Annotated in this window: 22 protein-coding genes and 1 other annotated feature; of the genes, 20 read left to right on the forward strand and 2 right to left on the reverse strand. The window is 29.5% G+C overall.

What is annotated here, in order from left to right; translation table 11 throughout:
- Window position 1: 1 nt before the first annotated feature.
- Both KVH43_RS11465 and KVH43_RS11470 read right to left on the reverse strand, forming a co-directional pair.
- Window positions 2–424, reverse strand: coding sequence for a sugar 3,4-ketoisomerase (locus KVH43_RS11465; RefSeq protein WP_218282660.1), 423 nt, complete (start codon window positions 422–424; stop codon window positions 2–4).
- 90 nt (window positions 425–514) lie between these two features.
- The gene (locus KVH43_RS11470) at window positions 515–2,002 is read right to left on the reverse strand and encodes a hypothetical protein (RefSeq protein WP_218282661.1); all 1,488 of its coding nucleotides are present in this window, start codon (window positions 2,000–2,002) and stop codon (window positions 515–517) included.
- Window positions 2,003–2,194: 192 nt separating this feature from the next.
- Here KVH43_RS11470 and KVH43_RS11475 point away from each other — a divergent pair, with 192 nt between their 5' ends.
- The 20 genes from KVH43_RS11475 to KVH43_RS11570 all read left to right on the forward strand — a co-directional run bounded on the left by KVH43_RS11475 (window position 2,195) and on the right by KVH43_RS11570 (window position 21,174).
- Entirely contained in the window at window positions 2,195–3,016 is an 822-nt protein-coding gene (locus tag KVH43_RS11475; RefSeq protein ID WP_218282662.1) for a hypothetical protein, read from the forward strand.
- 443 nt (window positions 3,017–3,459) lie between these two features.
- Window positions 3,460–4,209, forward strand: a complete 750-nt coding sequence (locus KVH43_RS11480; RefSeq protein ID WP_218282663.1) for a hypothetical protein — start codon at window positions 3,460–3,462, stop codon at window positions 4,207–4,209.
- A 52-nt stretch (window positions 4,210–4,261) separates the two neighbouring features.
- Window positions 4,262–5,257: a glycosyltransferase family 4 protein gene (locus KVH43_RS11485; protein WP_218282664.1), complete on the forward strand. Its 996-nt coding sequence runs from the start codon at window positions 4,262–4,264 to the stop codon at window positions 5,255–5,257.
- 194 nt (window positions 5,258–5,451) lie between these two features.
- The gene (locus tag KVH43_RS11490) at window positions 5,452–5,556 is read left to right on the forward strand and encodes an NAD-dependent epimerase/dehydratase family protein (protein ID WP_218284155.1); all 105 of its coding nucleotides are present in this window, start codon (window positions 5,452–5,454) and stop codon (window positions 5,554–5,556) included.
- A gap of 224 nt (window positions 5,557–5,780) precedes the next feature.
- Entirely contained in the window at window positions 5,781–6,230 is a 450-nt protein-coding gene (locus tag KVH43_RS11495; protein WP_218282665.1) for an RrF2 family transcriptional regulator, read from the forward strand.
- Between the two features lie 20 nt (window positions 6,231–6,250).
- Window positions 6,251–7,450 (forward strand): cysteine desulfurase NifS, encoded by a 1,200-nt coding sequence (gene nifS / locus KVH43_RS11500; protein WP_218282666.1) that lies wholly within the window; start codon window positions 6,251–6,253, stop codon window positions 7,448–7,450.
- Window positions 7,432–7,872 carry a Fe-S cluster assembly scaffold protein NifU gene (gene nifU / locus KVH43_RS11505; RefSeq protein ID WP_218282667.1) on the forward strand — a complete coding sequence of 147 codons (441 nt, stop codon included), beginning with the start codon at window positions 7,432–7,434 and terminating at the stop codon, window positions 7,870–7,872. The genes nifS and nifU overlap by 19 nt, the downstream gene beginning before the upstream one ends.
- A gap of 78 nt (window positions 7,873–7,950) precedes the next feature.
- Window positions 7,951–9,048, forward strand: coding sequence for a tRNA 2-thiouridine(34) synthase MnmA (mnmA, locus tag KVH43_RS11510; RefSeq protein WP_476695950.1), 1,098 nt, complete (start codon window positions 7,951–7,953; stop codon window positions 9,046–9,048).
- Between the two features lie 88 nt (window positions 9,049–9,136).
- Entirely contained in the window at window positions 9,137–9,667 is a 531-nt protein-coding gene (locus KVH43_RS11515) for a PRC-barrel domain-containing protein (RefSeq protein ID WP_218282669.1), read from the forward strand.
- Window positions 9,668–9,684: 17 nt separating this feature from the next.
- A complete protein-coding gene (locus KVH43_RS11520; RefSeq protein ID WP_218282670.1) occupies window positions 9,685–9,867 on the forward strand; it encodes a YtxH domain-containing protein in 183 nt (60 codons plus the stop codon).
- Window positions 9,868–9,922: 55 nt separating this feature from the next.
- On the forward strand, window positions 9,923–11,143 hold the full coding sequence (locus KVH43_RS11525; RefSeq protein WP_218282671.1) for an AI-2E family transporter: 1,221 nt from the start codon (window positions 9,923–9,925) through the stop codon (window positions 11,141–11,143).
- Between the two features lie 195 nt (window positions 11,144–11,338).
- Window positions 11,339–11,565, forward strand: a binding site (T-box leader).
- Window positions 11,566–11,611: 46 nt separating this feature from the next.
- The gene (gene alaS, locus KVH43_RS11530; RefSeq protein ID WP_218282672.1) at window positions 11,612–14,248 is read left to right on the forward strand and encodes an alanine--tRNA ligase; all 2,637 of its coding nucleotides are present in this window, start codon (window positions 11,612–11,614) and stop codon (window positions 14,246–14,248) included.
- A 119-nt stretch (window positions 14,249–14,367) separates the two neighbouring features.
- On the forward strand, window positions 14,368–14,625 hold the full coding sequence (locus KVH43_RS11535; protein WP_218282673.1) for an IreB family regulatory phosphoprotein: 258 nt from the start codon (window positions 14,368–14,370) through the stop codon (window positions 14,623–14,625).
- Window positions 14,626–14,637: 12 nt separating this feature from the next.
- On the forward strand, window positions 14,638–16,788 hold the full coding sequence (locus tag KVH43_RS11540; RefSeq protein WP_218282674.1) for a hypothetical protein: 2,151 nt from the start codon (window positions 14,638–14,640) through the stop codon (window positions 16,786–16,788).
- Window positions 16,789–16,797: 9 nt separating this feature from the next.
- Window positions 16,798–17,748: an aldo/keto reductase gene (locus tag KVH43_RS11545; protein WP_218282675.1), complete on the forward strand. Its 951-nt coding sequence runs from the start codon at window positions 16,798–16,800 to the stop codon at window positions 17,746–17,748.
- Window positions 17,749–17,763: 15 nt separating this feature from the next.
- Window positions 17,764–18,174, forward strand: coding sequence for a Holliday junction resolvase RuvX (ruvX, locus tag KVH43_RS11550; RefSeq protein ID WP_218284156.1), 411 nt, complete (start codon window positions 17,764–17,766; stop codon window positions 18,172–18,174).
- Entirely contained in the window at window positions 18,161–18,439 is a 279-nt protein-coding gene (locus tag KVH43_RS11555; RefSeq protein ID WP_218282676.1) for a DUF1292 domain-containing protein, read from the forward strand. The genes ruvX and KVH43_RS11555 overlap by 14 nt, the downstream gene beginning before the upstream one ends.
- Window positions 18,440–18,559: 120 nt before the next feature.
- Window positions 18,560–18,706 carry a hypothetical protein gene (locus tag KVH43_RS11560; RefSeq protein WP_218282677.1) on the forward strand — a complete coding sequence of 49 codons (147 nt, stop codon included), beginning with the start codon at window positions 18,560–18,562 and terminating at the stop codon, window positions 18,704–18,706.
- A 132-nt stretch (window positions 18,707–18,838) separates the two neighbouring features.
- Window positions 18,839–19,264, forward strand: coding sequence for a Fur family transcriptional regulator (locus KVH43_RS11565; protein ID WP_276572128.1), 426 nt, complete (start codon window positions 18,839–18,841; stop codon window positions 19,262–19,264).
- A gap of 242 nt (window positions 19,265–19,506) precedes the next feature.
- On the forward strand, window positions 19,507–21,174 hold the full coding sequence (locus KVH43_RS11570; protein WP_218282679.1) for a ribonuclease J: 1,668 nt from the start codon (window positions 19,507–19,509) through the stop codon (window positions 21,172–21,174).
- The last annotated feature ends 1 nt before the right edge of the window (window position 21,175 follow it).

The raw sequence follows: 21,175 nt of genomic DNA on the forward strand, positions 1-21,175 counted from the left end.
ACTAATTCACTTCTTTCTTAAAATAATGTTTTGCTTCATCTAAATAGGAGTTATAATCTCTTATATAATCATTAGCATTATAGTAATCAGAAGCTAATACTAATAATACTGCATCTTCCGAAAAATTAAACATTTCTCGCCAAATCATAGGACCTATATAAAGTCCTTCAGATTGAGTATTTAAAGAAATGATTTGTTCTTCTAGAGGGGTTTTAATACGAACCTGAATGCTTCCCTTTATGCATATTAAAATTTGGTGAAGTTTTCGATGGGCATGATGTCCTCTTACTATATCTTTTTTTACCCCCCAAATATAATAAAGTCTTTTAATAGGAAAGGGAATATCTATGTTTTCTTCAATAGGTACTAAATTACCATATTTATCATGAATGTTTTTAAATTTAATAAGGGTAGAGTTGTACATAAAATTTATCACCTTCATATTATTTTTATATTTACCAAATTCAATATTTTTTCTAATATAGTATATTGAAGTATGTTATTTTGGACACGATTAATGAAATAGTCGTTTGAATAAATTTGTGTTTTTAAGTTTTTCGATTTCATTTTTTAATGACAGGTTTTCTGTATTTAATTTTTCTAAACGATCGTTCATTTTTTTAAGTTGATTTTCATAAATATTTATTTTATTGAGAAGTTCTTTGTTTTTTTGTTTACACAAATTTAATTCAGATAAATTTTTTTCATAATTCCTTTTAATGGGTTCTATGCTATCTTTATATTTCTTAAGTTTAGCATCATTACTATAAAGGGTAGTTATGTAATTTTTATTCTGAGCAGTTAATCGGCTTATTTCTCCTTTTAAGAAAGAAATATTTCCTTGTAATGCTTTCAGAAGATTATCTTTTATTTCTAGTTCTTGTTTTTTTTGATACAATTCTATTTTAAGCTTTTTATATATGTCTGAGGATAAATCCTGCGTAGACATAGGAGTATTTTTTGAGTGATTATCTTGAAAAAAAGTTGAACTGTCATTATTGCTTTTATCAATACCTATTGGAGCTATATCAGATAAACTTTCAGATAAAATATAATTGGCGTTATATGGTATAAAAGGGTTATTACTACTATTGATAATTTTTATAAGATAAATCGAAGCAGAGGATAAATTGATTGTATTAGGAGTATTCCATGTTGAATGTGTATGTTTTTTTGTGAAATAAATATGTTTTTTTGTTATTCCATAGCAAAAAATATTTTTATCATTACAGAGAAGCTGTTGACGTAATAAAGGGATATCTATTTTTAATAATTGTTCTAAATTGGATGTTTTATGATTGTTCATATCAATAGAAATATATTTTATGCAATATTCCTTTTTATGCTTATCTATCCAACTTATATGGATGATACCTTCAGAATCAATAAGGACATCTAGATAAAAATTTTTTAAGAATATACAATTGCATATAAAGTAAGGATCTGTCCATACATAAGATGTAGAGGGTAAATTTTTCATGATTAAATCATAAATGATGTTGTTATTGTTTAAGGAGACAAAATAAAGATCGTATGTTTTACTTCGAATGAGTGCATAAGGTTTAATATCTTCTTTAGCATAAATTCTATTGAGTACTTCTTTTTTCCAATAATCATTTTCCTTATAGTAAGAAATAATAGAACATAAATTATAGGAGGATAAATCTCTCCAACAAAATAGTATATAGGGTGAATGGTTTGAAAATTTTATGCTAATATGTTTAAATTCTTCTACATTGAAGTCTACCTCATATAATAAATGACTAGACCATGTGTTACCATCATGATAATAGTAAAAAAACTTTCCTTCACAATCTAAGATTACCACACCTATATTTCCGTTATGGTCTATATCTACATCAAATTCTAATATAGATTTTTCATATAATTGTATTTCTTCTGTATGCTGAGATATATAATTGATACCGGAATCTGATGAAAAAAAGTGTATTATCTCTTTTAATGTATACAAAAAAACATTTATATTTTTAGAAATAGCCATGCACATCACCTACCTTAATTAAATATATTAGTTATTAAAACACAATATGTTAATCATTTTTATAAGAAAATTCTTTAATATTTAATCACCAAAATAAAGAAAGCTACATAATATACAAGTAGAACAGAAATATTTTATAGCTATCTACAATTGTGATAGTACACATTCCATGAATGAAAAGGGGGAAAATATATGTATAAGCCAACAACTTGTGGAACTAGCATGTATACTCCAGGTGTAATTCCAGAAGAGTTGAGAGATCAATTTGGAAATGCATGTGAATTAGTTTGTGTTCAGGTCCCAAAAGTTTATGATTCATGTTTGCTGAAAGCATGCTTAGTAGGAGAACCTGAGAAAGCGAAGCCAGAAGAAAAAATTTTCTTTGATTCAGATCTTCGTGTCAGAATTGATTGTAGTGCAGACGGCATTGTAAATCCAAGAGTTGTAGGTATTGTTCCTGGATCTTTTAGAATTATTAATAAAAAGCCTATTCTTAGTGATCCAGATAGAAAATTCATTTCCTACACATATCAATTAAAAATATTATATGATGTAGTATATGATGATGGAACAATATCTAAAGACAATGAATTACTATTAAGAAGAAGTGAAACAGTTGGACCTTTGTATTGTCCAGAAGCAAGATCCTTTATTCGAGAACAAAAGATAGATCAATCAGGAACAATAAGGCCTGCAACAGATGAAGATGATGAGATCATTAAATTAGAAGTAGTTGCTAGAGTACTTGATGCTCAAATCATAAGAGAAGATTGTGATACGCCATGTGATCCATATGATGATATATGCTATGCAGTATTCACTGTAGGAATTTTCAATATCATAAAATGTGAATTAATAGTACAGTTAGTTATACCAGCTTTTGGATTCTGTCCGCCACCTGCACCTTGTGAAAATTTGGGAGAACCTTGTGAAATATTTAATCAAGAATTTCCACCTGATTTCTTCCCACCACAATTAGATGATTTTATTACTGGACCTGGAATAGATTGTTAATTTACAGAGAAATAGGATGATATATTCTTTATTAGAAATATCATTCTATTTTTCTGCATTTTTTCTGCTGAACCAAGTTATCTTTTCATTTTCAAGTTATTTATCTACAGGTAAACAACTTCAAAACGAAATATAAAAGATAGCTCATTCCAGATAACTTTTGAAAAAACAAAACTTCATTCCATGAAAAAATACTAAACCTTCAAAACTCACTTCGTTCAAACAATGAAGGTTCTTAACGTATTTTTTATGAAATTTCAGTAAGTTTTTTTACAAAAGTTATCGAAGTCATTCACTTATCTTTATATATTTCTTTTTTAATGTTGATGTTGTGTACCTATATATAGTAAATATTTATTAATGAAAAGCAAAGCTATATCATATGATAGTATAAAAAAGACTATACAATAAACGAAATTTTTTTCAAAGGAAGGAGATGAATTATGACGAAAAGCATCTCAAATTATAATCAATCAATACAACGAAAGCTTTCTGAACCTGTTCCTTATGCAACCTATAATAGACATATGAATAAATCTATCAATGGGAAATATTCTAAAGCTTTAACACAAGCTACAGAACAAGCATATATTTTAGCAGATAAAGTATATGCTTATTGTCAACAAAAAGATTGCTTTCCAAAGTTTAAAAAGACACTTCCTAATAATAAAGATATATTTCAATTTATTGGTATAATTTTTAAGGAAGGATACATAGCTGAAGGAACGCTGAAAGTTACAGCTATAGGAGCAAAAAGACCTAATTATTCTAGAGTAAAATTTGTTTTAAAAGTCCCTTTTACAATAAAATTGAGAAATACAGTTTCTGGTGAGTTTGTAAGTATATCTGGTTTGCTTCCAGATATATATAAAGATGTTGTTTTATATATGCCAGAAGCAAGAAATGAATTTAGCTTTAAAATTGTTGTAGAAACTCGTTCGGAAGTATTAGCACCTCCGGAAATAATTGAAAATAAAATTGAAATTCCAATAGGAGTATTATCAGTAATTAGAGTAGTTGGTAAAATTCAGTTGTCAATACCTGTTTATAACTCTCCACTAGAACCTCCTGAAGCTGAAAATTATGAGGAAACAGAAAAGTTTATACGTCAAGAATTTGATCATCGGCCATTTCCAGATGATTTTTTTCCTCTTCAATTGGAGGACTCAGATTTTCAAATACCTAAAAAATAATCATCACCGTGGTATTGGTAGTGATTGTTTTTTAGAAATATAAGGTGATTGAATGAATGTATTGTTCCAAACAAGAAAAGATTATCTAAGTAATGTGGCAGGAGATAGTGTTATAATACAGAATCTTAGAAAAAATTTAATAAATTTAGGTGTAAAAGTAGATATATATCATGATAATAGAATTAATTTAAGCAAGTATGATATTGTTCATATTTTTAATACAATAAGGGTACATGAAAGCTATCAGTTTATGAAGCATGTAAAAAAGCATAATAAAAGAATCGTATTAACACCTATATACTGGGATTTAAGAAAATACTTTAAAGGTACATTACAATTAGAAAAAATAGCTTCTTGGAATCGTAATGAAAAAAAAAGAAAATTTTTATTTGATCATTGTGATATCTATTTACCTCATTGTATGGGAGAAGCGAAATTAATAATGAAAAATTATAATACTCCTTCAAAATATACAATAATTCCTTATGGGGTAGATGAAAGCTTTTTAATGGGGAAAAAATATTATCTAAAGAAGAAATATGGAATAGATGATTATATATTATGTGTTGGAAGGATTAATCATCAGAAAAACCAATTTAATTTAATAAAAGCTCTTTTAAAAGAAAAAATACCTTTAGTATTAGTAGGAACAGTGAATGATAAGAATTATCTTAAAGAATGTTTGAAAATGAGAAAAGAAAAACTTTTTTTGTTAGACCATGTTAAAATATCTGAATTAAATTCAATATATAAAGGTGCGAAGGTGCATGTGTTACCTAGCTGGATAGAATATCCTGGACTTGCTAATCTTGAGGCAGGTATGGCAGGCTGTAATGTAGTTACTACAAAAATAGGTTCTACAAAGGAAGTTTTTGGAGAATATATTAGGTATTGTAATCCATATGATTTTGAATCAATATATAAAGAAACTATGGAAGCTTTTGAAACAGATAAAAATAATTTATTTAAGGATTTTATTATGGAAAATTATATTTGGATGAAAATAGCTAAAAAAGTAAAAGAAGTTTATTTTTCTATCATAGAATAATAATCGTTTATAAATTTATGCAAAAGGTTATAAGGCTTGTAAGTATAGTATCCTTATAACCTTTTGCAATTTTATTGTAGCGAAATAAACTGTATAGACATATTGTAAAATGAAAAGAGAAGATTCAGGAGGAGCAATATGAAAGTTGTTATTTTATGAGGAGGTAAAGGATCTAGAAAGAAAAAAATGTCTTTATAACGGGAGCTACAGGATTTTTAGGAAGTTATATGGCAAAGGAATTAATTGGTTTAGGGGCAAATGTTACAGCTTTAGTGAGGGCTGTAGAAGAAGTCCTTTGATATTTTATCATTTCTCAGGATTATGTATATTAAATCCAAATGAGTTTAAAGATTCCTCCTTTTTTCGGCTAGTTTATTATATGTAACAGGATAGTTAAAAGTTACTAATGAGTTGCAATATATATAAAAATTATCTTATTGAATGTTGACAAAATTACTTGGGTATAATATACTGTAAATTGAATTCTGAGTGTTTTACTTGGAATTATGAAGGGAGTGATAGAATGAAGCTATCGACCAAGGGAAGATATGGTGTGAAAGCTATGTTTGAGCTAGCACTTAATTTTGGTGAAGGCCCTATTGCTTTAAATAGTATTGCTGAAAAACAGAATCTTTCTGTGCACTATTTAGAACAATTGTTTGCAAGCCTTAGAAAAGCAGGTTTGGTAAAAAGTATTAGAGGTGCACAAGGTGGGTATATACTTTCAAGAAAACCTGAAGATATTACGGTTGGTGATATTATTAGGACGCTTGAAGGACCTTTAGCACCAGCAGAATGTGTGATAGATGATGATTCAAAAGAATGCTATAAAGCGGATTATTGCGTTACAAGAACCATATGGGAAAAAATACGTGATAGTATAAACAATGTAGTAGATAATATAACATTACAAGATATGCTTGATGATTATAAAAAGATGAACAATACTGAGACTTATATGTATTATATATAAATTTTTGGGGAGATGATGAAATGAATAGACGAGTTTATCTTGATTATTCTGCAACAACACCAATGAAAAAAGAAGTATTAGAAGAAATGCAACCTTATTTTATTGATAAATTCGGAAATCCTTCTAGCATATATTCTTTTGGTAGAGAAGCGAAAAAAGCAGTAGATATAGCAAGAGATCAAGTTGCAAAATTAATTGGAGCAAAAACTGATGAAGTTTATTTTACTGCTGGAGGATCTGAAGCGGATAACTGGGCAATAAAGGGGATCGCTTATGCGAATAAAGATAAAGGAAATCATATTATTACAACAAAAATAGAACATCATGCAGTGCTTCACGTCTGTGAGCATCTAGAAAAAAATGGATTTAATGTAACTTATTTAGATGTAGATGAACATGGATTGATCAATTTAGAAGATTTAAAAAATGCAATTACAGATCAAACTATATTAATTTCCATTATGTTTGCAAATAATGAAATTGGTACGATTCAACCAATAAAAGAAATTGGTCAAATAGCAAAAGAAAAAGGAGTAACTTTCCATACAGATGCAGTCCAAGCATTGGGAAATGTAGCAATTGATGTAAATGCATTAAATATTGATTTAATGTCTCTATCGAGTCATAAAATTTATGGACCAAAGGGAATTGGAGCACTTTATATAAGAAAGGGCATAAAAATCCATTCATTTGTTCATGGTGGAGCTCAAGAAAGAAGAAGAAGAGCTGGAACTGAGAATGTACCAGGTATTGTAGGATTTGGAAAAGCTTGTGAATTGGCTATGGAAAACATGGATACGCATATCAAGCATTTAAAAATGTTGAGAGAAAAGCTAATAAAAGGTATAATGGAAAATATCGGCTATGTAAGACTCAATGGACATCCAGAAAAGAGACTCCCAGGAAATGTAAATATGGTATTTGAATTTATTGAGGGAGAATCTTTGTTACTTAGTTTAGATATGGTTGGAATAGCTGGTTCAAGTGGATCGGCATGTACTTCAGGTTCCCTTGATCCATCACATGTTTTAATGGCGATTGGTCTACCGCACGAGATTGCTCATGGATCACTTAGACTAACGGTAGGGGATTTTACAACTGAAGAGGATATAGATTATGTATTAGAACAATTACCTAAGATTGTAGATCGATTAAGACAAATGTCACCACTCTATGAAAAAGTTAAAGGAGGACAAAAATCATGTACTCAGAAAAAGTAATGGATCATTTTACCAATCCTAGAAATGTTGGTGAAATTGAAGATGCTAATGGCATAGGACAAGTTGGAAATGCAAAATGTGGAGATATCATGAAAATATATTTAAAAATTGAAAATGATATCATAGAAGATGTAAAATTTAAAACTTTTGGATGTGGTTCTGCTATTGCTTCATCAAGCATTGCAACAGAAATGATAAAAGGAAAATCTATTCAAGAAGCAGTAGAAATTACTAATAAAGCAGTAGTTGAAGCTTTAGGTGGACTTCCAGCACCGAAGGTTCACTGTTCTGTTTTAGCAGAACAAGCTGTAAAAGCAGCACTTCTTGATTATGCGAAGAAAAATAATATTGAAATAAAAGGATTAGAAGATTTTGATCCAGATGAGGACCCTCATGATCATCATGAGGAAGAAGAAATATAAGCCCAGGATTTCCTGGGTTTTATAGTTGAATAAAAAATTGATGAAAGTAAAAAATATTAAAAAGTAGGTGATAAAATGATTCATTTAGATAAGAAAAAAGTAGTAGTTGGAATGAGTGGCGGTGTAGATAGTTCAGTAGCTGCATATGTTTTAAAAAAACAAGGATATGATGTTATTGGTGTAACCATGAAGGTTTGGCCAGATATAGAAGAAACTGATGAAAGAGAAGATAGCTGTTGTGGTTTATCAGCAGTAGATGATGCAAGACGTGTTGCTAATTTATTAGGAATACCTTTTTATGTAATGAATTTTAAAGAAATTTTTGAAAAAAAGGTAATTAATTATTTTGTAGAAGAATATATTAGTGGAAGAACACCAAATCCTTGTATTGCCTGTAATAAATTTATAAAGTTTGATGAATTATTAAGACGAGCACATAATTTAGGTGCTTATTATGTTGCAACAGGACATTATGCGAAAATTGATTATGATGAAAAGAATAATAAATATATGATTAAAAAATCTAATGCTATTGCAAAGGATCAAACTTATGCATTATATCATTTTACACAGAATCAGCTTAAGCATACGTTGATGCCTTTAGGAGAATTTGATTCAAAGGAGGAAGTTAGAAAGATTGCAGCAGAACTTGGATTTGTGAATGCATCTAGACCAGATAGTCAAGAAATATGTTTTATTAAAGATAATAATTATGGAAAATTTATTGCAAATAAAAGACCTGAAAAAATTTTACCAGGAAATTTTGTTGACAAAAATGGAAAAATATTAGGAAGACATAAAGGAATTCCTTATTATACTATTGGACAAAGAAAAGGACTAGGAATTGCTCTTGGAAAACCAATGTTTGTGGTAGATATTATTCCAGAAAAAAATCAAGTTGTATTAGGTGAAAATGAAGATGTTTTTGGCACTACATTATTGGCAGAAGATGTAAATCTTATTTATTTAGATGAACTAGAAGAAGGACTAAAAGTACAAGCACAAATTAGGTATAATGCAAAACCAGCAGATGCAAAGTTATATAGTGAAGGAGAGAATAAAGTACGAGTTGTTTTTGAAAATCCACAAAGGGCGATTACACCAGGACAAGCTGTTGTATTTTACGATGGAGAATATTTGATAGGTGGTGGAACAATTACAAAAAAAGTAAGATAATTGAAGTGCACTGTAAGGTGCATTTTTTTTATCCTTCGGTGGAAACATAAAAATATACTAGTGAATGTTTTAGGTGTGGTGGTATTTTATGATGAAAAGAGGCTGCGACATTATAGGTTTACCGGTAATTTCGCTTGATGATGGATGTAAAATTTTTGAAGTTAAAGATATTATTTATTGCAATAAAACTTTTAAAGTAACTGCTTTTCTTATTGATGAGGGGGGATATTTTCATGAACCTAGGGTAGTTTCTTTTGAAAATATAAAAAATATTGGAAAAAATGCAGTAACAATTCAAAATGATAAAAGCATTAAGTATGTTAAAAATCCTATCAATAAACTAAATTCAAGAGAAAAGCTTTTAGGATTAGAAGTTATTACAAATGATGGAAAGAATATTGGTACTGTACAAGATATTATGATGGAAACTGAAAATGGGAGACTTTTAGGATTGATTTTGACAGAAGGATTATTTGATGATTTGGTTGAAGGCAGATCAATTTTACCTTTTCTAAAATCATTAAATATTTATAATGATACAATTATTATTACTTCTAGTATAAGTGATTCAATTTTACAAGGAACTGGAGGATTAAAGAAGTTGCTTTCATTAGAGTAAAGAGAGGAGTGAAAAATATGAGAAACAGATTTGTATCAGGTATGATAGCAGGTGGGATAATCGGGGCTACAACAGGAATGTATGCTTATAAAAGAATGAGCCCTAGACAGAGAAGGATGGTTATGAGAAGAGGTAGAAAAATGTTAAAAGGTGCAGCAAATATGGTAGATGTGATTCAATCAATAAATTTTTTAAGATAGGTAAAAGCAGCTAATCCTTTAGCTGCTTTTATGAAATTCAAAAGGATGTGAATCAATGGATATAGGATTAAATATTTTTAATATTATTAAGACAAAACCTATATGTTATATATTTGTAATAATTATTATTGCAATTAATATACTTTTTTTGATATTTTTGGGATGTTTAACATATTATTTGATTCATATAGGGAATCATTATGTGAGCAGCAGCAAAAAATTAACAATGAAAAGAAAACATTTCTTTTACTTTTTTGTTTTAGTAATAATATTGTTATTAACAATTATGATATATAATTTTAGAGCTAGCTTATGGAAATTATTTTCCCCTGTCATTTGGGCAATTATATTTGCATATTTAATTAATCCTATTGTTAATTTAATATATAAAAGAGGGGTTTCTAGGATTTGGAGTGTTATAATTGTTTATTTTTCTATGTTTATTATAATAATAGTGTTTGCTACAATAGTAACACCTAATATTATAAAAGAAGCAAGAAGTTTAATAGAAATATTACCAAAATACAACAAAGAAGCCAATGAATATATAAACCATATATACAAAAAAATTGAGGAATTAGATAATTTTTCACCTCAGCTTTCTTTCATTAAAGATACAATACAAGATCACTTAATAGAAAGTGAAATTTATATCATGGATATAATGAAAAAAATTACTAATAGCATATTCAATATATTTTCCCATATAGTTACTTTAGTCTTGATTCCTATTTTTACTTTCTATTTTTTAAAGGATTCTGAGTATTTTAAAAAGAAAATAGTATTTATGATTCCAAGAATTTTGAGAAAAGAATTGATAAATATTTGCAAAGATATACATATATTGTTAAATAATTTTATAAGGGGACAATTTATTGTAGCTACTTGTGTTGGTATATTAAGTATTATTGCATTGTTAATTATCAAAGTAAACTTTGCATTTCTTATTGGAATTATTGCTGGAATAACAAATATTATTCCTTATTTTGGACCAATTATTGGAGCTGTTCCAGGAGTAATTATTGCACTTATGGATACTCCTGTGAAAGCTTTTTGGGTTATCATTGCTTTTACAATTATACAACAAATTGAAAGTGCTATTATTACACCTAAGATTGTTGGAGAAAGTGTAGGACTGCATCCTGTTATGGTTATCATAGCTTTATTGATAGGAAATGAATGCTTTGGATTAATAGGTTTGATTTTTGCTGTACCTATTGCAGCTAGTATAAAGATAATTATAGAGCATATTATAGATTTAATTGTAAATATTTAAATATTCATTCGATTAAAAAACTTACTGAAATTGTATAAAAAATACGTTAAGAATCTTCATTGTTTGAACGAAGTGAGTTTTTAAGTTGTTTATTTATAATATAATATTAAAATTTGGGAACAATAGATTTAACAATTGACAAATAGTACTAATTTATATATAATCAATTAAAGTTAATGAGAAAAAGAAAAATGATAAAATACAATGATGAAGAGGAGTACAAAAACATAAAATCTGTAGAGAGGAAGTCCATTGGCTGAAAGACTTCTGATTTGAGTTTTTGGAAGCAGCTTCGGAGTATTGACCTTGAAATATTAGTAAAGGGCAGTGGCTTGCAACCATTATAGTGCTAGGTATTGATAAGAGAGACCAAAGTATTTTGGTAAGTAGGGTGGTACCGCGAGAATACTCTCGTCCCTATATGGGATGAGAGTTTATTTTTGTATAAAAATAATGGAGGTTGATACTATGGAAAAAATGAGCTTGAATGTAATAAGAAAGCAGTTTTTAGATTTTTTTGAAAGCAAAGGTCATTATGTAAGAGCTAGTTATTCGCTAGTTCCTGAAAATGACAAGAGTTTATTATTAATAAATGCGGGAATGGCTCCTTTGAAAAATTATTTTATGGGGATAGATACACCACCTAAGAAAAGAATGGCTACATGTCAGAAATGTATTCGAACAGGAGATATTGAAAATGTAGGAAAAACAGCAAGACATGCTACTTTTTTTGAGATGCTTGGAAATTTTTCCTTTGGAGATTATTTTAAAAATGAATCTATCCATTGGGGATGGGAGTTTGTAACAAAATATTTAAAACTTCCTGTTGAAAAATTATGGGTGAGCGTATATGAAGAAGATGATGAAGCCTATGAAATTTGGCATAAAAAAATAGGTATACCTCAAGAAAGAATTGTAAGATTAGGTAAAGAGGATAACTTTTGGGAAATAGGAGTAGGACCATGTGGACCATGCTCTGAAATTTATTATGATAGAGGAGAAAAGTATGGTTGTGGCAGTGCTGATTGCAAACCAGGATGTGATTGTGATAGATATATAGAGTTTTGGAATCATGTATTTACACAATTTGATAAGGATGAGGAAGGAAATTATAATCCATTACCAAATCCTAATATTGATACGGGAATGGGATTAGAAAGACTAGCATGTATTATACAGGATGTGGATTCTATATTTGAAATAGATACTATAAAGCATATATTAAATAAAGTATTAGAGCTTTCTGGACAAAAATATGGAGAAAATAAAAAAACAGATGTTTCAGTGAGAATTATAACAGATCATATTCGTTCTGTTACTTTTATGGTATGTGATGGAATCATGCCAAGCAATGAAGGTAGAGGATATGTTCTTAGAAGGTTATTAAGAAGAGCTGCAAGACATGGAAAATTACTCGGTATTAAAGGAGAATTTTTAAGTAGATTAGTAGATAGTGTGCTTGAAGTATCGAGTGAAGCTTATCCAGAGCTTTTGGAAAGAAAAGAATATATTAAGAAAGTTGTTGCTATTGAAGAAGAAAGATTTCAAGAGACAATAGATCAAGGTAGTGAAATTCTAAAAGGTTATATTGAAGAATTAAAAAGAGAAGATAAAAATATTTTATCTGGAGAAAAAGCTTTTAGATTGTATGATACCTATGGATTTCCACTAGAGTTGACTAAAGAAATATTGGAAGAAGAAAATATGACTGTTGATGAAGACGGTTTTAAAGCTGAAATGGAAAAGCAAAGACAAAGAGCAAGAAATGCAAGACAAAACAATGAAGAGATAGGTTGGAAGGAAGACGTATATGCAAAGCTAGATGAAAATATAAAGTCACAATTTAAAGGATATAAAGAATATGAGATGAACGCAAAGGTTATAGCATTAGTAAAAGGTGATGAAATCGTAGAGTATGCTCAAAAGGGTGATGCTGTTACTATTATATTAGATGAGACGCCATTTTATCCAGAAGGTGGAGGACAAGTAGGAGATCATGGGTTCTTATTTAATGAAACTTGCAAAATTAAAATAACAGACTGTAAAAAAAGTAACAATAGGATATTGCATATAGGTGAGATATTAGAAGGAACTATATCTGTAAATAGTATAGTCAAGGCATCTATTAATGTGGAAGAAAGAATAAGCTCTGCAAGAAATCACACAGCAACTCATTTACTACAGGCTGCATTAAGGAATGTGTTAGGCAATCATGTTGAACAATCAGGCTCTTTAGTAACGCCAGATAGACTAAGATTTGACTTTTCACATTTTCAAGCACTTACTGAAGAGGAATTAGAAAAGGTTGAAGAATTAGTAAATCAAAAAATTCTTGAGAGTATGACAATCTTAGCAGAAGAAATGGGTATCAATGAAGCAAAAGAAAAAGGAGCAACAGCTCTTTTTGGGGAAAAATATGGAGAAGTTGTACGTGTAGTTTCTATGGGAGATTATAGTATAGAACTATGTGGTGGAACACATTTAAATAATACAAGTCAAGTAGGATTATTTAAGATTATAAGTGAAGGTGGCGTTGCTGCTGGAATTAGGAGAATAGAGGCTATTACTGGACATAAAGCATATGAATATATGAAAGAACAAGAATTAAAAATAAAAGAAATTGCAAGAACTTTAAAGAGCAATCCAAAGGAAATTGTATTGAAGGTAGAAAATTTAGTGAATAATTTAAAAGATGCACATAAAGAAGTAGAAATTCTTAAAAATAAGATGGCAAAGAGTGCTGTGAATGAAATATTAGAAAAAGCAGTTGAAGTTGAAAATATTCAAGTAATAGCATATAAGTTGATAGGCTTAGATATGGATAGCTTAAGAAAGCTAGGAGATCAATTAAAAGATAAATTAGGTTCAGGTCTTGTCGTTTTAGGAACAGAAAAAGATAATAAAGGAAATTTTGTTGCTATGGCAACAAAAGATGTTGTTGAAAAAGGAATTCATGCAGGGAATATTATTAGACAGGTTGCCAAAATAGCAGGTGGTGGTGGTGGTGGAAAACCAACCATGGCACAAGCAGGAGCAAAGGATATATCCAAAATAGATGAGGCATTAGCCCATGTAATAAATATTGTAAAAGAGCAAGTAAAGTAGTTATAATAAGTAGTGGGCGAAGGTTTAAAAGCAAACTTTCGTCCATTTACTTAAAAGGATTGTGTTATAATAAAATAGAATATATATAAAATATAGATAAAAGGAAGGAGTGTAAATGTATGAATAATCAATCAAATTTTACAATGAAATTTAAAGTAGATAAAGAAAAAGCCAACGAAATAGAGGAGATTTTAACAAGTGTGCATAAATCTTTAAAGGAGAAAGGATATAATCCAATTAATCAGTTGGTAGGATATATTTTATCGGGAGATCCTACTTATATTACAAGCTATAATAATGCACGAAGTGTGATAAGACAAGTAGAAAGAGATGAATTGTTAGAGGAAATATTGAAAAGTTATTTAGAAAATAAGTAGGAGAGAGAGAAATTGAAAAAAAAAGTACATAAAATATTTATAGTTGTTATTATTCTATGCATGATGCTAACTTTTTTTACATGTGCGCAAGAAAATAAAAAGGTTGTCTTAATTGTCATGAATGAGACAAGCTATGAAGATTTATATAATATGAGTTCCGTTAATAAACTGATAGATGATGGAGCTATTGCTTTAATGAACAATAGGACATCGACAAGAGCAAATACTTATAAAGCATATGCAACAATAGGAGCAGGAGTTAGGGCAGAAGCATCATCTACTACAATGAATTTTTATAAATTGAATGAAAAGGTTAAAGCTATATATAAAAGAAGAACAGGTATAGATATTCCAAGTACTGGGATTATTAATTTAGATATAGTAAAATTGAATGTACTAAATGAAAAGGGACAATATGGAGCAATCTTAGGTTCATTAGGCCAATCTCTTCATGATTATGGAATGAAGACTGCAGCAATAGGAAATGCAGATTATGAAGAAAATTTTGTTCGTCTTGCACCTGTTATTGCAATGGACTATAGAGGATATGTAGATTATGGTAATATTGGAAAAGATATTTTGGCTGAAGATGAAACATATCCTTTTGGAGTAAAAAGTAATTATAAAAAGATGTTAGATGTTTTTAAAGATTCATATAAAAAATCCCAATTGATTGTAGTAGATATTGGTGATATTGGTAGACTGGAAAGATATGCACCTAATCTATCTGATGAGATGTATCTAAAACATAAATCAAAGGTATTAGGAGATGCAGATCGTTTTATTAGTGATTTACTAAAAAATATTGATATCCAAAATACAATGGTTATTTTAGTTTCACCTTATCCATCATCTAAGGATATAAAAAATGGAAACACCCTAACACCAGTTATTTTTTATGGTGATGGAATTAATAAAGGAGTTTTAACTTCAAGTACTACAAGAAGAATTGGAGTTATTGGAAATGTTGATATTGCACCTTCTATTACTGTGTATCTTGGGACAGATTCTCATAATATGAGTGGAAGGGCTGCTCAAGTAATTACAAAGGAAAAAAATTACGAGTTTTTAATGCACTTAAATGAGCAGATTGTCAGTACATCAGAAAATAGGTATCCTGTTTTATCTAGCTTTGCTGTATTTGAAATACTGGTTTCTATGATAGGATTGTTTATGATTCTATTAGGAGATAAGATTAATAGCAAAATGGTTGGCTATTTTAAAAATATTTTGCTAAGTACTATGACTGTACCTTTTGTACTGTTGATATTACCTTTATTAGGTGTGAAAAATCTCATTTTGACTTACGTTTTTTCTATTGGATTAACTATTTTGATTACTTATATTATCAAAAAGACCAGTAAGCATCCACTAGATAGTTTATTTATATTATCTTTTATTACTACAATAGGATTGCTTACAGATATTTGTACAGGTGCAAATTTAATGAAGCGTTCATTATTAGGATATGATCCTATTATTGGTGCAAGATATTATGGGATAGGAAATGAATATATGGGTGTTTTAATTGGAGCTACTCTTGTATTTGCTACGATAATAATTGATAGGTTTAGATTAAATAAGTTATGGTCTATTTTAATTTTTTCTATAACTATATTGATTATTGGGTTTCCAAAGCTAGGAGCAAATGTAGGAGGAACTATGACTGCTGTAGCTGCATTTATTTTTGTAGCTTTAAGATTGTTTAATATTAAAATAAAGCTAAAACAATTTATACTTATTGGTACATGTATTGTATTGATTGTAGCACTCATGGCTTTTATAGATATGAAAATACTAAAAAGTCAATCTCATTTAGCAGGAGCAGTTGAACAAATCATGGAAGGTGGACCTAGCGTTATTTTCTTAATCATAAAAAGAAAAATTTCAATGAATATAAGATTAATTGGTATAACTATATGGAGTAAAGTATTAATGTCAGCTATTGCTATACTTGCTACATTGTTTTACAGACCAGTAGGTATTTTTTATAGACTGACTAATTTATATCCTAATTTATCAATAGGTTGGTCTGGTATTGTTATGGCTTGTATTGTAGCATTTTTTGTGAATGATTCAGGAGTTGTTGCTGCTGCAACAGGAATAATATTTTTAGCAATGAGTATATTATATCTTACATTTTTCACTATGGAAGAAAGTTAGGAGTATAATATGGAATATAGAATGTTGGGGAATACAGGAATAAAAGTATCAAGAATTTGCTTTGGAGGATTGACAGTAGGACCGCTACAAGCGAATCTACCCATTGAAGTAGGTGCTGAGGTAATTGCTGAGGCTTTTAATAGAGGTGTGAATTTTATAGATACTGCTCAGTTATATAAGACGTATCCCTATATAAAAAGAGCATTAGAGATCAGTAAAAGAAAAGATATTGTTATTGCTTCAAAGTCATATGCTTATGATGAAGAAACGGCTAAGAAAAGTTTAGATGAAGCATTGACAGAATTAAAGATTGATAAAATGGATATTTTTTTATTACATGAACAGGAAAGTGAATATACTTTAAGAGGGCATTATGAAGCATTAAGATATTATTTAAAAATGAAAGAGATGGGTATAATAAATGCTGTAGGGATATCTACACATACAGTTAGAGCTGTAGTAGCTGCAGCAGAAATGGAAGAAATTGATGTGATTCATCCTATTATTAATATAAAAGGGATTGGAATTCAAGATGGTAGCAAAGATGAAATGCTTAAAGCTATAAAAAAAGCTTATAAAAACGGTAAAGGCATATATGGAATGAAACCAATAGGAGGAGGAAATTTAATTCATTCTGTAGAAGAAAGCCTTGATTATGTTATAAGCATCAAAGAACTTCATTCTATAGCTGTTGGTATGCAAACAAAGGAGGAAGTTATAGCTAATATTTTAAAGTTTAATGGAGAAAAAGTTCCAGATGAAGTACAACAGAAAATTTCTAAAAAAACACGGAAATTACATATAGATGATTGGTGTGAAAAATGTGGTAATTGTGTTAAGCATTGTAAACATCATGCATTAAATATAGTAAATAATAAAGTTGTTGTGGATAAGGATAAATGTGTTCTTTGTGGGTATTGCAGCAGCTATTGTCCACAATTTTGCATAAAAATAGTATAGAGATGAGGGTGAATGATGAGAATAATGGGATTGGATGTAGGAGATAAAACTATAGGAGTTGCTGCAAGTGATCCATTAGGATGGACAGCTCAAGGAATTGAAACCATAAGGAGGACAAATAAGAAAGCTGATTATCGAAGAATTGGAGAAATTATTGAGGAAAAAGAAATAACAAAAATAATTGTAGGTATACCTAAAAATATGAATGGTAGTTTAGGACCTCAGGGTGAAAAGGTTTTGGAATTTGTTGAAGGTTTAAAAAATCGATTTAAAATAGAAATTATTCTATGGGATGAAAGATTAACAACAGTAGCTGCTGAAAGAATGTTAATAAGTGGAGATGTGAGTAGAAAAAAAAGAAAAAAAGTAATTGATATGGTTGCAGCTACATATATTTTACAAGGTTATTTAGATGCTCAAAAATAATGAAGAGGTGGTAAGAATGGAAAATGAAAATATTATAACACTTTTAGATGATAGTGGAAAGGAAATAGATTTTGAAATTGTTGCAACTTTAAAAATTGAAGATATTGAATATGCAATTCTTTCGCCTGTAGATGAAAATGATGAAGGAGTAGTCATTTTCAAAATTATTGATTCTGAAGGGAAAGAAGTTCTTGAAAATGTTCAAGATGAAAAAGAACTAAATCAAGTTATTTCTGCTTATGAAGAATTATTTAAAGAAGAGTAGACTATGACTATTTAGGTCATAGTTTTTATGTATTGTCATTTATGATAAAAAAATCATATCATTATTTAATTGATAATATTATCAATTAAAAACAAATAATTATTTCTAGGGGATGAGAATATGCATATAGTTTGTAAAACCTGTGGGAATATTATAAAAGATCCAAGTAGTACTAGATGTCCAAGATGTTATACACTATTAAAAAAACAACATAAATGCGAAGATTGTAAAGGATGTACTTTGAATTTTAAGAAATGCGATAAATGATTTTATATTTAGAAGAATTAGTATTCATATCCAAAGAATAGAAAAACTCCTTGACTTTTGTAAGATTTAGAATTAAACTATTGCATATAAGAGAGATTATTAATTGAAAAAGAAGGTGCTAAAGTGAACGAAATGATAGAAAATTTAAAGGATAGATTAAAGGAAAAAGGTTATAAGTTAACCCCTCAAAGGAGAGCTACTTTAGATATAATTATTCAAAATCAAGGAAAGCATTTAAGTACCGAAGAAATTTATGATATGGTTAAGGAAAATTGCCCTGAGATAGGTTTGGCTACAGTATATAGAACTTTGCAGCTTCTTGATGAACTGGATATAATTTCAAAAATAAATTTTGATGATGGATGTAGCAGATACGAATTGAATACCCATGAAGATGATCATCAACATCACCATTTAATTTGTTTAAAATGTGGAGATGTTATTGAAGTTGAAGTAGATTTAATGGAAACATTAGAAGAAGAAATTGAAAACAACTATAATTTTAAAATTAGTGATCATAAGGTAAAATTCTTTGGATATTGTTCTAAGTGTCAGTAAATCCTGTATCTCAAAGTTACAGGGTTTTTTCTCTATAAACCTAATAAAATTTTCAACTCTCGTTTACTTATTGAAAAAAGAAGCAATAATAATATAAAGGGTAATGAATATTTGCTAATGTGTTTTTATATTGATAAGGCATGGTAAATACAGTATAATAAGTTAGATGTAATTGTCCGGGTTTGTTGTTTTCATTGACTATCAGAGCGGAAATACATAGTAGAAATAAGGAGTGTGATATTGTGGCAAGAAAACCAGCAAAAATCAAAGTGATTCCTCTTGGTGGGCTAAACGAGATAGGAAAAAATATGATGGCATTTGAATTTAAGGATGATATTATGATTGTTGACTGTGGGTTAAGCTTTCCTGAGGATGAAATGCTAGGAATCGATATGGTAATTCCAGATATTACATATTTGATTAAAAATAGAGATAAAGTACGAGGAATTGTTCTTACCCATGGACATGAAGATCATATTGGAGCATTGCCTTATGTTTTAAAGAAACTAAATGTTCCTATATATGGTACTAAATTAACCTTAGGATTAGTAGAGAACAAATTGAAGGAACATAAGCTATCTTCTAGTGTCCATACTGAAGTTGTAAAACCTGGAGATGTTATAAAGCTAGGAGATTTTAAAGTAGAGTTTATTAGAACAAGCCATTCCATTGCAGATGCAGTTTGTTTAGCTATTCATACACCTATAGGAACTATTGTACATACAGGAGATTTTAAGGTAGACTTTACGCCAATTGATGGAGAACCTATGGATTTTCATAGATTAGCTGAGCTTGGAAAAAGAGGGGTATTATTGCTTTTGGCAGATAGTACAAATGTTGAAAGACAAGGTTATACAATGTCTGAGAGAACAGTTGGTGTAACTTTTGAAAACATATTTAGAAATGCTACTCAAAGGATTATTGTTGCGACTTTTGCTTCTAATGTTCATAGGGTGCAGCAAATCATTGATGCTGCGTATAAGTTTAACCGAAAAATCTCAGTATCTGGAAGAAGCATGGTTAATGTAGTTAATGTTGCTATGGATTTAGGGTATTTAAAGGTTCCTGAGGATATGCTAATTGATATCAATGATATTAACAATTATCCTAATAATGAGGTTGTTGTTATTACTACAGGTAGTCAAGGAGAACCTATGTCAGCTTTATCAAGAATGGCCTCTGCAGAACATAGAAAATTAGAAATTCAACCAGGAGATATGGTCATTCTTTCTGCAACACCAATACCTGGAAATGAGAAAACGGTGGCAAGAGTTGTAAATCAGCTATTCGAAAAAGGTGCCAATGTTATTTATGAAGCATTAGCAGATGTTCATGTTTCAGGACATGCATGTCAAGAAGAATTAAAATTGATGCATTCATTAATAAAACCCAAATATTTTATACCAGTTCATGGTGAATATAGACATCTAAGACAACATGGTAAACTTGCTGAAAGTTTAGGAATGCCAACGGAAAATATTTTTACTATTGAAAATGGACAGGTTGTAGAAATTACAAGGGAGAGTGCGAGAGTTTGTGGTAATGTTCCAGCTGGTAATATACTAGTAGATGGTTTAGGTGTTGGAGATGTTGGTAACATTGTTCTGAGAGATAGAAAGCATCTGTCAGAGGATGGACTGATGGTTGTAGTTGTAACCATTACAAAAGAAGATGGACAAGTAGTATCTGGTCCTGATATTATATCTCGCGGATTTGTTTATGTGAGAGAATCTGAAGTTTTGATGGATGAAGCAAGGACTGTGGTAAAAAATGCATTACAAGTGTGTCAAAATAATGGAATAAAAGAATGGGCTGCATTAAAAGCTTCTATCAAAGATAGTTTAAAAGGTTTTTTATATGAAAAAACGAAAAGAAGTCCTATGATTTTACCAATTATAATGGAAGTATAGA

It is taken from the genome of Crassaminicella indica, from assembly GCF_019203185.1.
In the GTDB taxonomy this organism is placed as follows: domain Bacteria; phylum Bacillota; class Clostridia; order Peptostreptococcales; family Thermotaleaceae; genus Crassaminicella; species Crassaminicella indica.

Bases quoted from the DNA above. Each gene is read 5' to 3' on its own strand.
- nifU (WP_218282667.1), top strand. From the start codon at position 7,432: ATGTACTCAGAAAAAGTAATGGATCATTTTACCAATCCTAGAAATGTT.
- KVH43_RS11560 (WP_218282677.1), top strand. From the start codon at position 18,560: ATGCATATAGTTTGTAAAACCTGTGGGAATATTATAAAAGATCCAAGT.
- KVH43_RS11480 (WP_218282663.1), top strand. From the start codon at position 3,460: ATGACGAAAAGCATCTCAAATTATAATCAATCAATACAACGAAAGCTT.
- KVH43_RS11525 (WP_218282671.1), top strand. From the start codon at position 9,923: ATGGATATAGGATTAAATATTTTTAATATTATTAAGACAAAACCTATA.
- alaS (WP_218282672.1), top strand. From the start codon at position 11,612: ATGGAAAAAATGAGCTTGAATGTAATAAGAAAGCAGTTTTTAGATTTT.
- KVH43_RS11565 (WP_276572128.1), top strand. From the start codon at position 18,839: ATGATAGAAAATTTAAAGGATAGATTAAAGGAAAAAGGTTATAAGTTA.
- KVH43_RS11520 (WP_218282670.1), top strand. From the start codon at position 9,685: ATGAGAAACAGATTTGTATCAGGTATGATAGCAGGTGGGATAATCGGG.
- KVH43_RS11545 (WP_218282675.1), top strand. From the start codon at position 16,798: ATGGAATATAGAATGTTGGGGAATACAGGAATAAAAGTATCAAGAATT.
- KVH43_RS11555 (WP_218282676.1), top strand. From the start codon at position 18,161: ATGCTCAAAAATAATGAAGAGGTGGTAAGAATGGAAAATGAAAATATT.
- KVH43_RS11515 (WP_218282669.1), top strand. From the start codon at position 9,137: ATGATGAAAAGAGGCTGCGACATTATAGGTTTACCGGTAATTTCGCTT.
- KVH43_RS11495 (WP_218282665.1), top strand. From the start codon at position 5,781: ATGAAGCTATCGACCAAGGGAAGATATGGTGTGAAAGCTATGTTTGAG.
- KVH43_RS11475 (WP_218282662.1), top strand. From the start codon at position 2,195: ATGTATAAGCCAACAACTTGTGGAACTAGCATGTATACTCCAGGTGTA.
- KVH43_RS11535 (WP_218282673.1), top strand. From the start codon at position 14,368: ATGAATAATCAATCAAATTTTACAATGAAATTTAAAGTAGATAAAGAA.
- KVH43_RS11470 (WP_218282661.1), bottom strand. From the start codon at position 2,002: ATGGCTATTTCTAAAAATATAAATGTTTTTTTGTATACATTAAAAGAG.
- nifS (WP_218282666.1), top strand. From the start codon at position 6,251: ATGAATAGACGAGTTTATCTTGATTATTCTGCAACAACACCAATGAAA.
- ruvX (WP_218284156.1), top strand. From the start codon at position 17,764: ATGAGAATAATGGGATTGGATGTAGGAGATAAAACTATAGGAGTTGCT.
- KVH43_RS11485 (WP_218282664.1), top strand. From the start codon at position 4,262: ATGAATGTATTGTTCCAAACAAGAAAAGATTATCTAAGTAATGTGGCA.
- KVH43_RS11465 (WP_218282660.1), bottom strand. From the start codon at position 424: ATGTACAACTCTACCCTTATTAAATTTAAAAACATTCATGATAAATAT.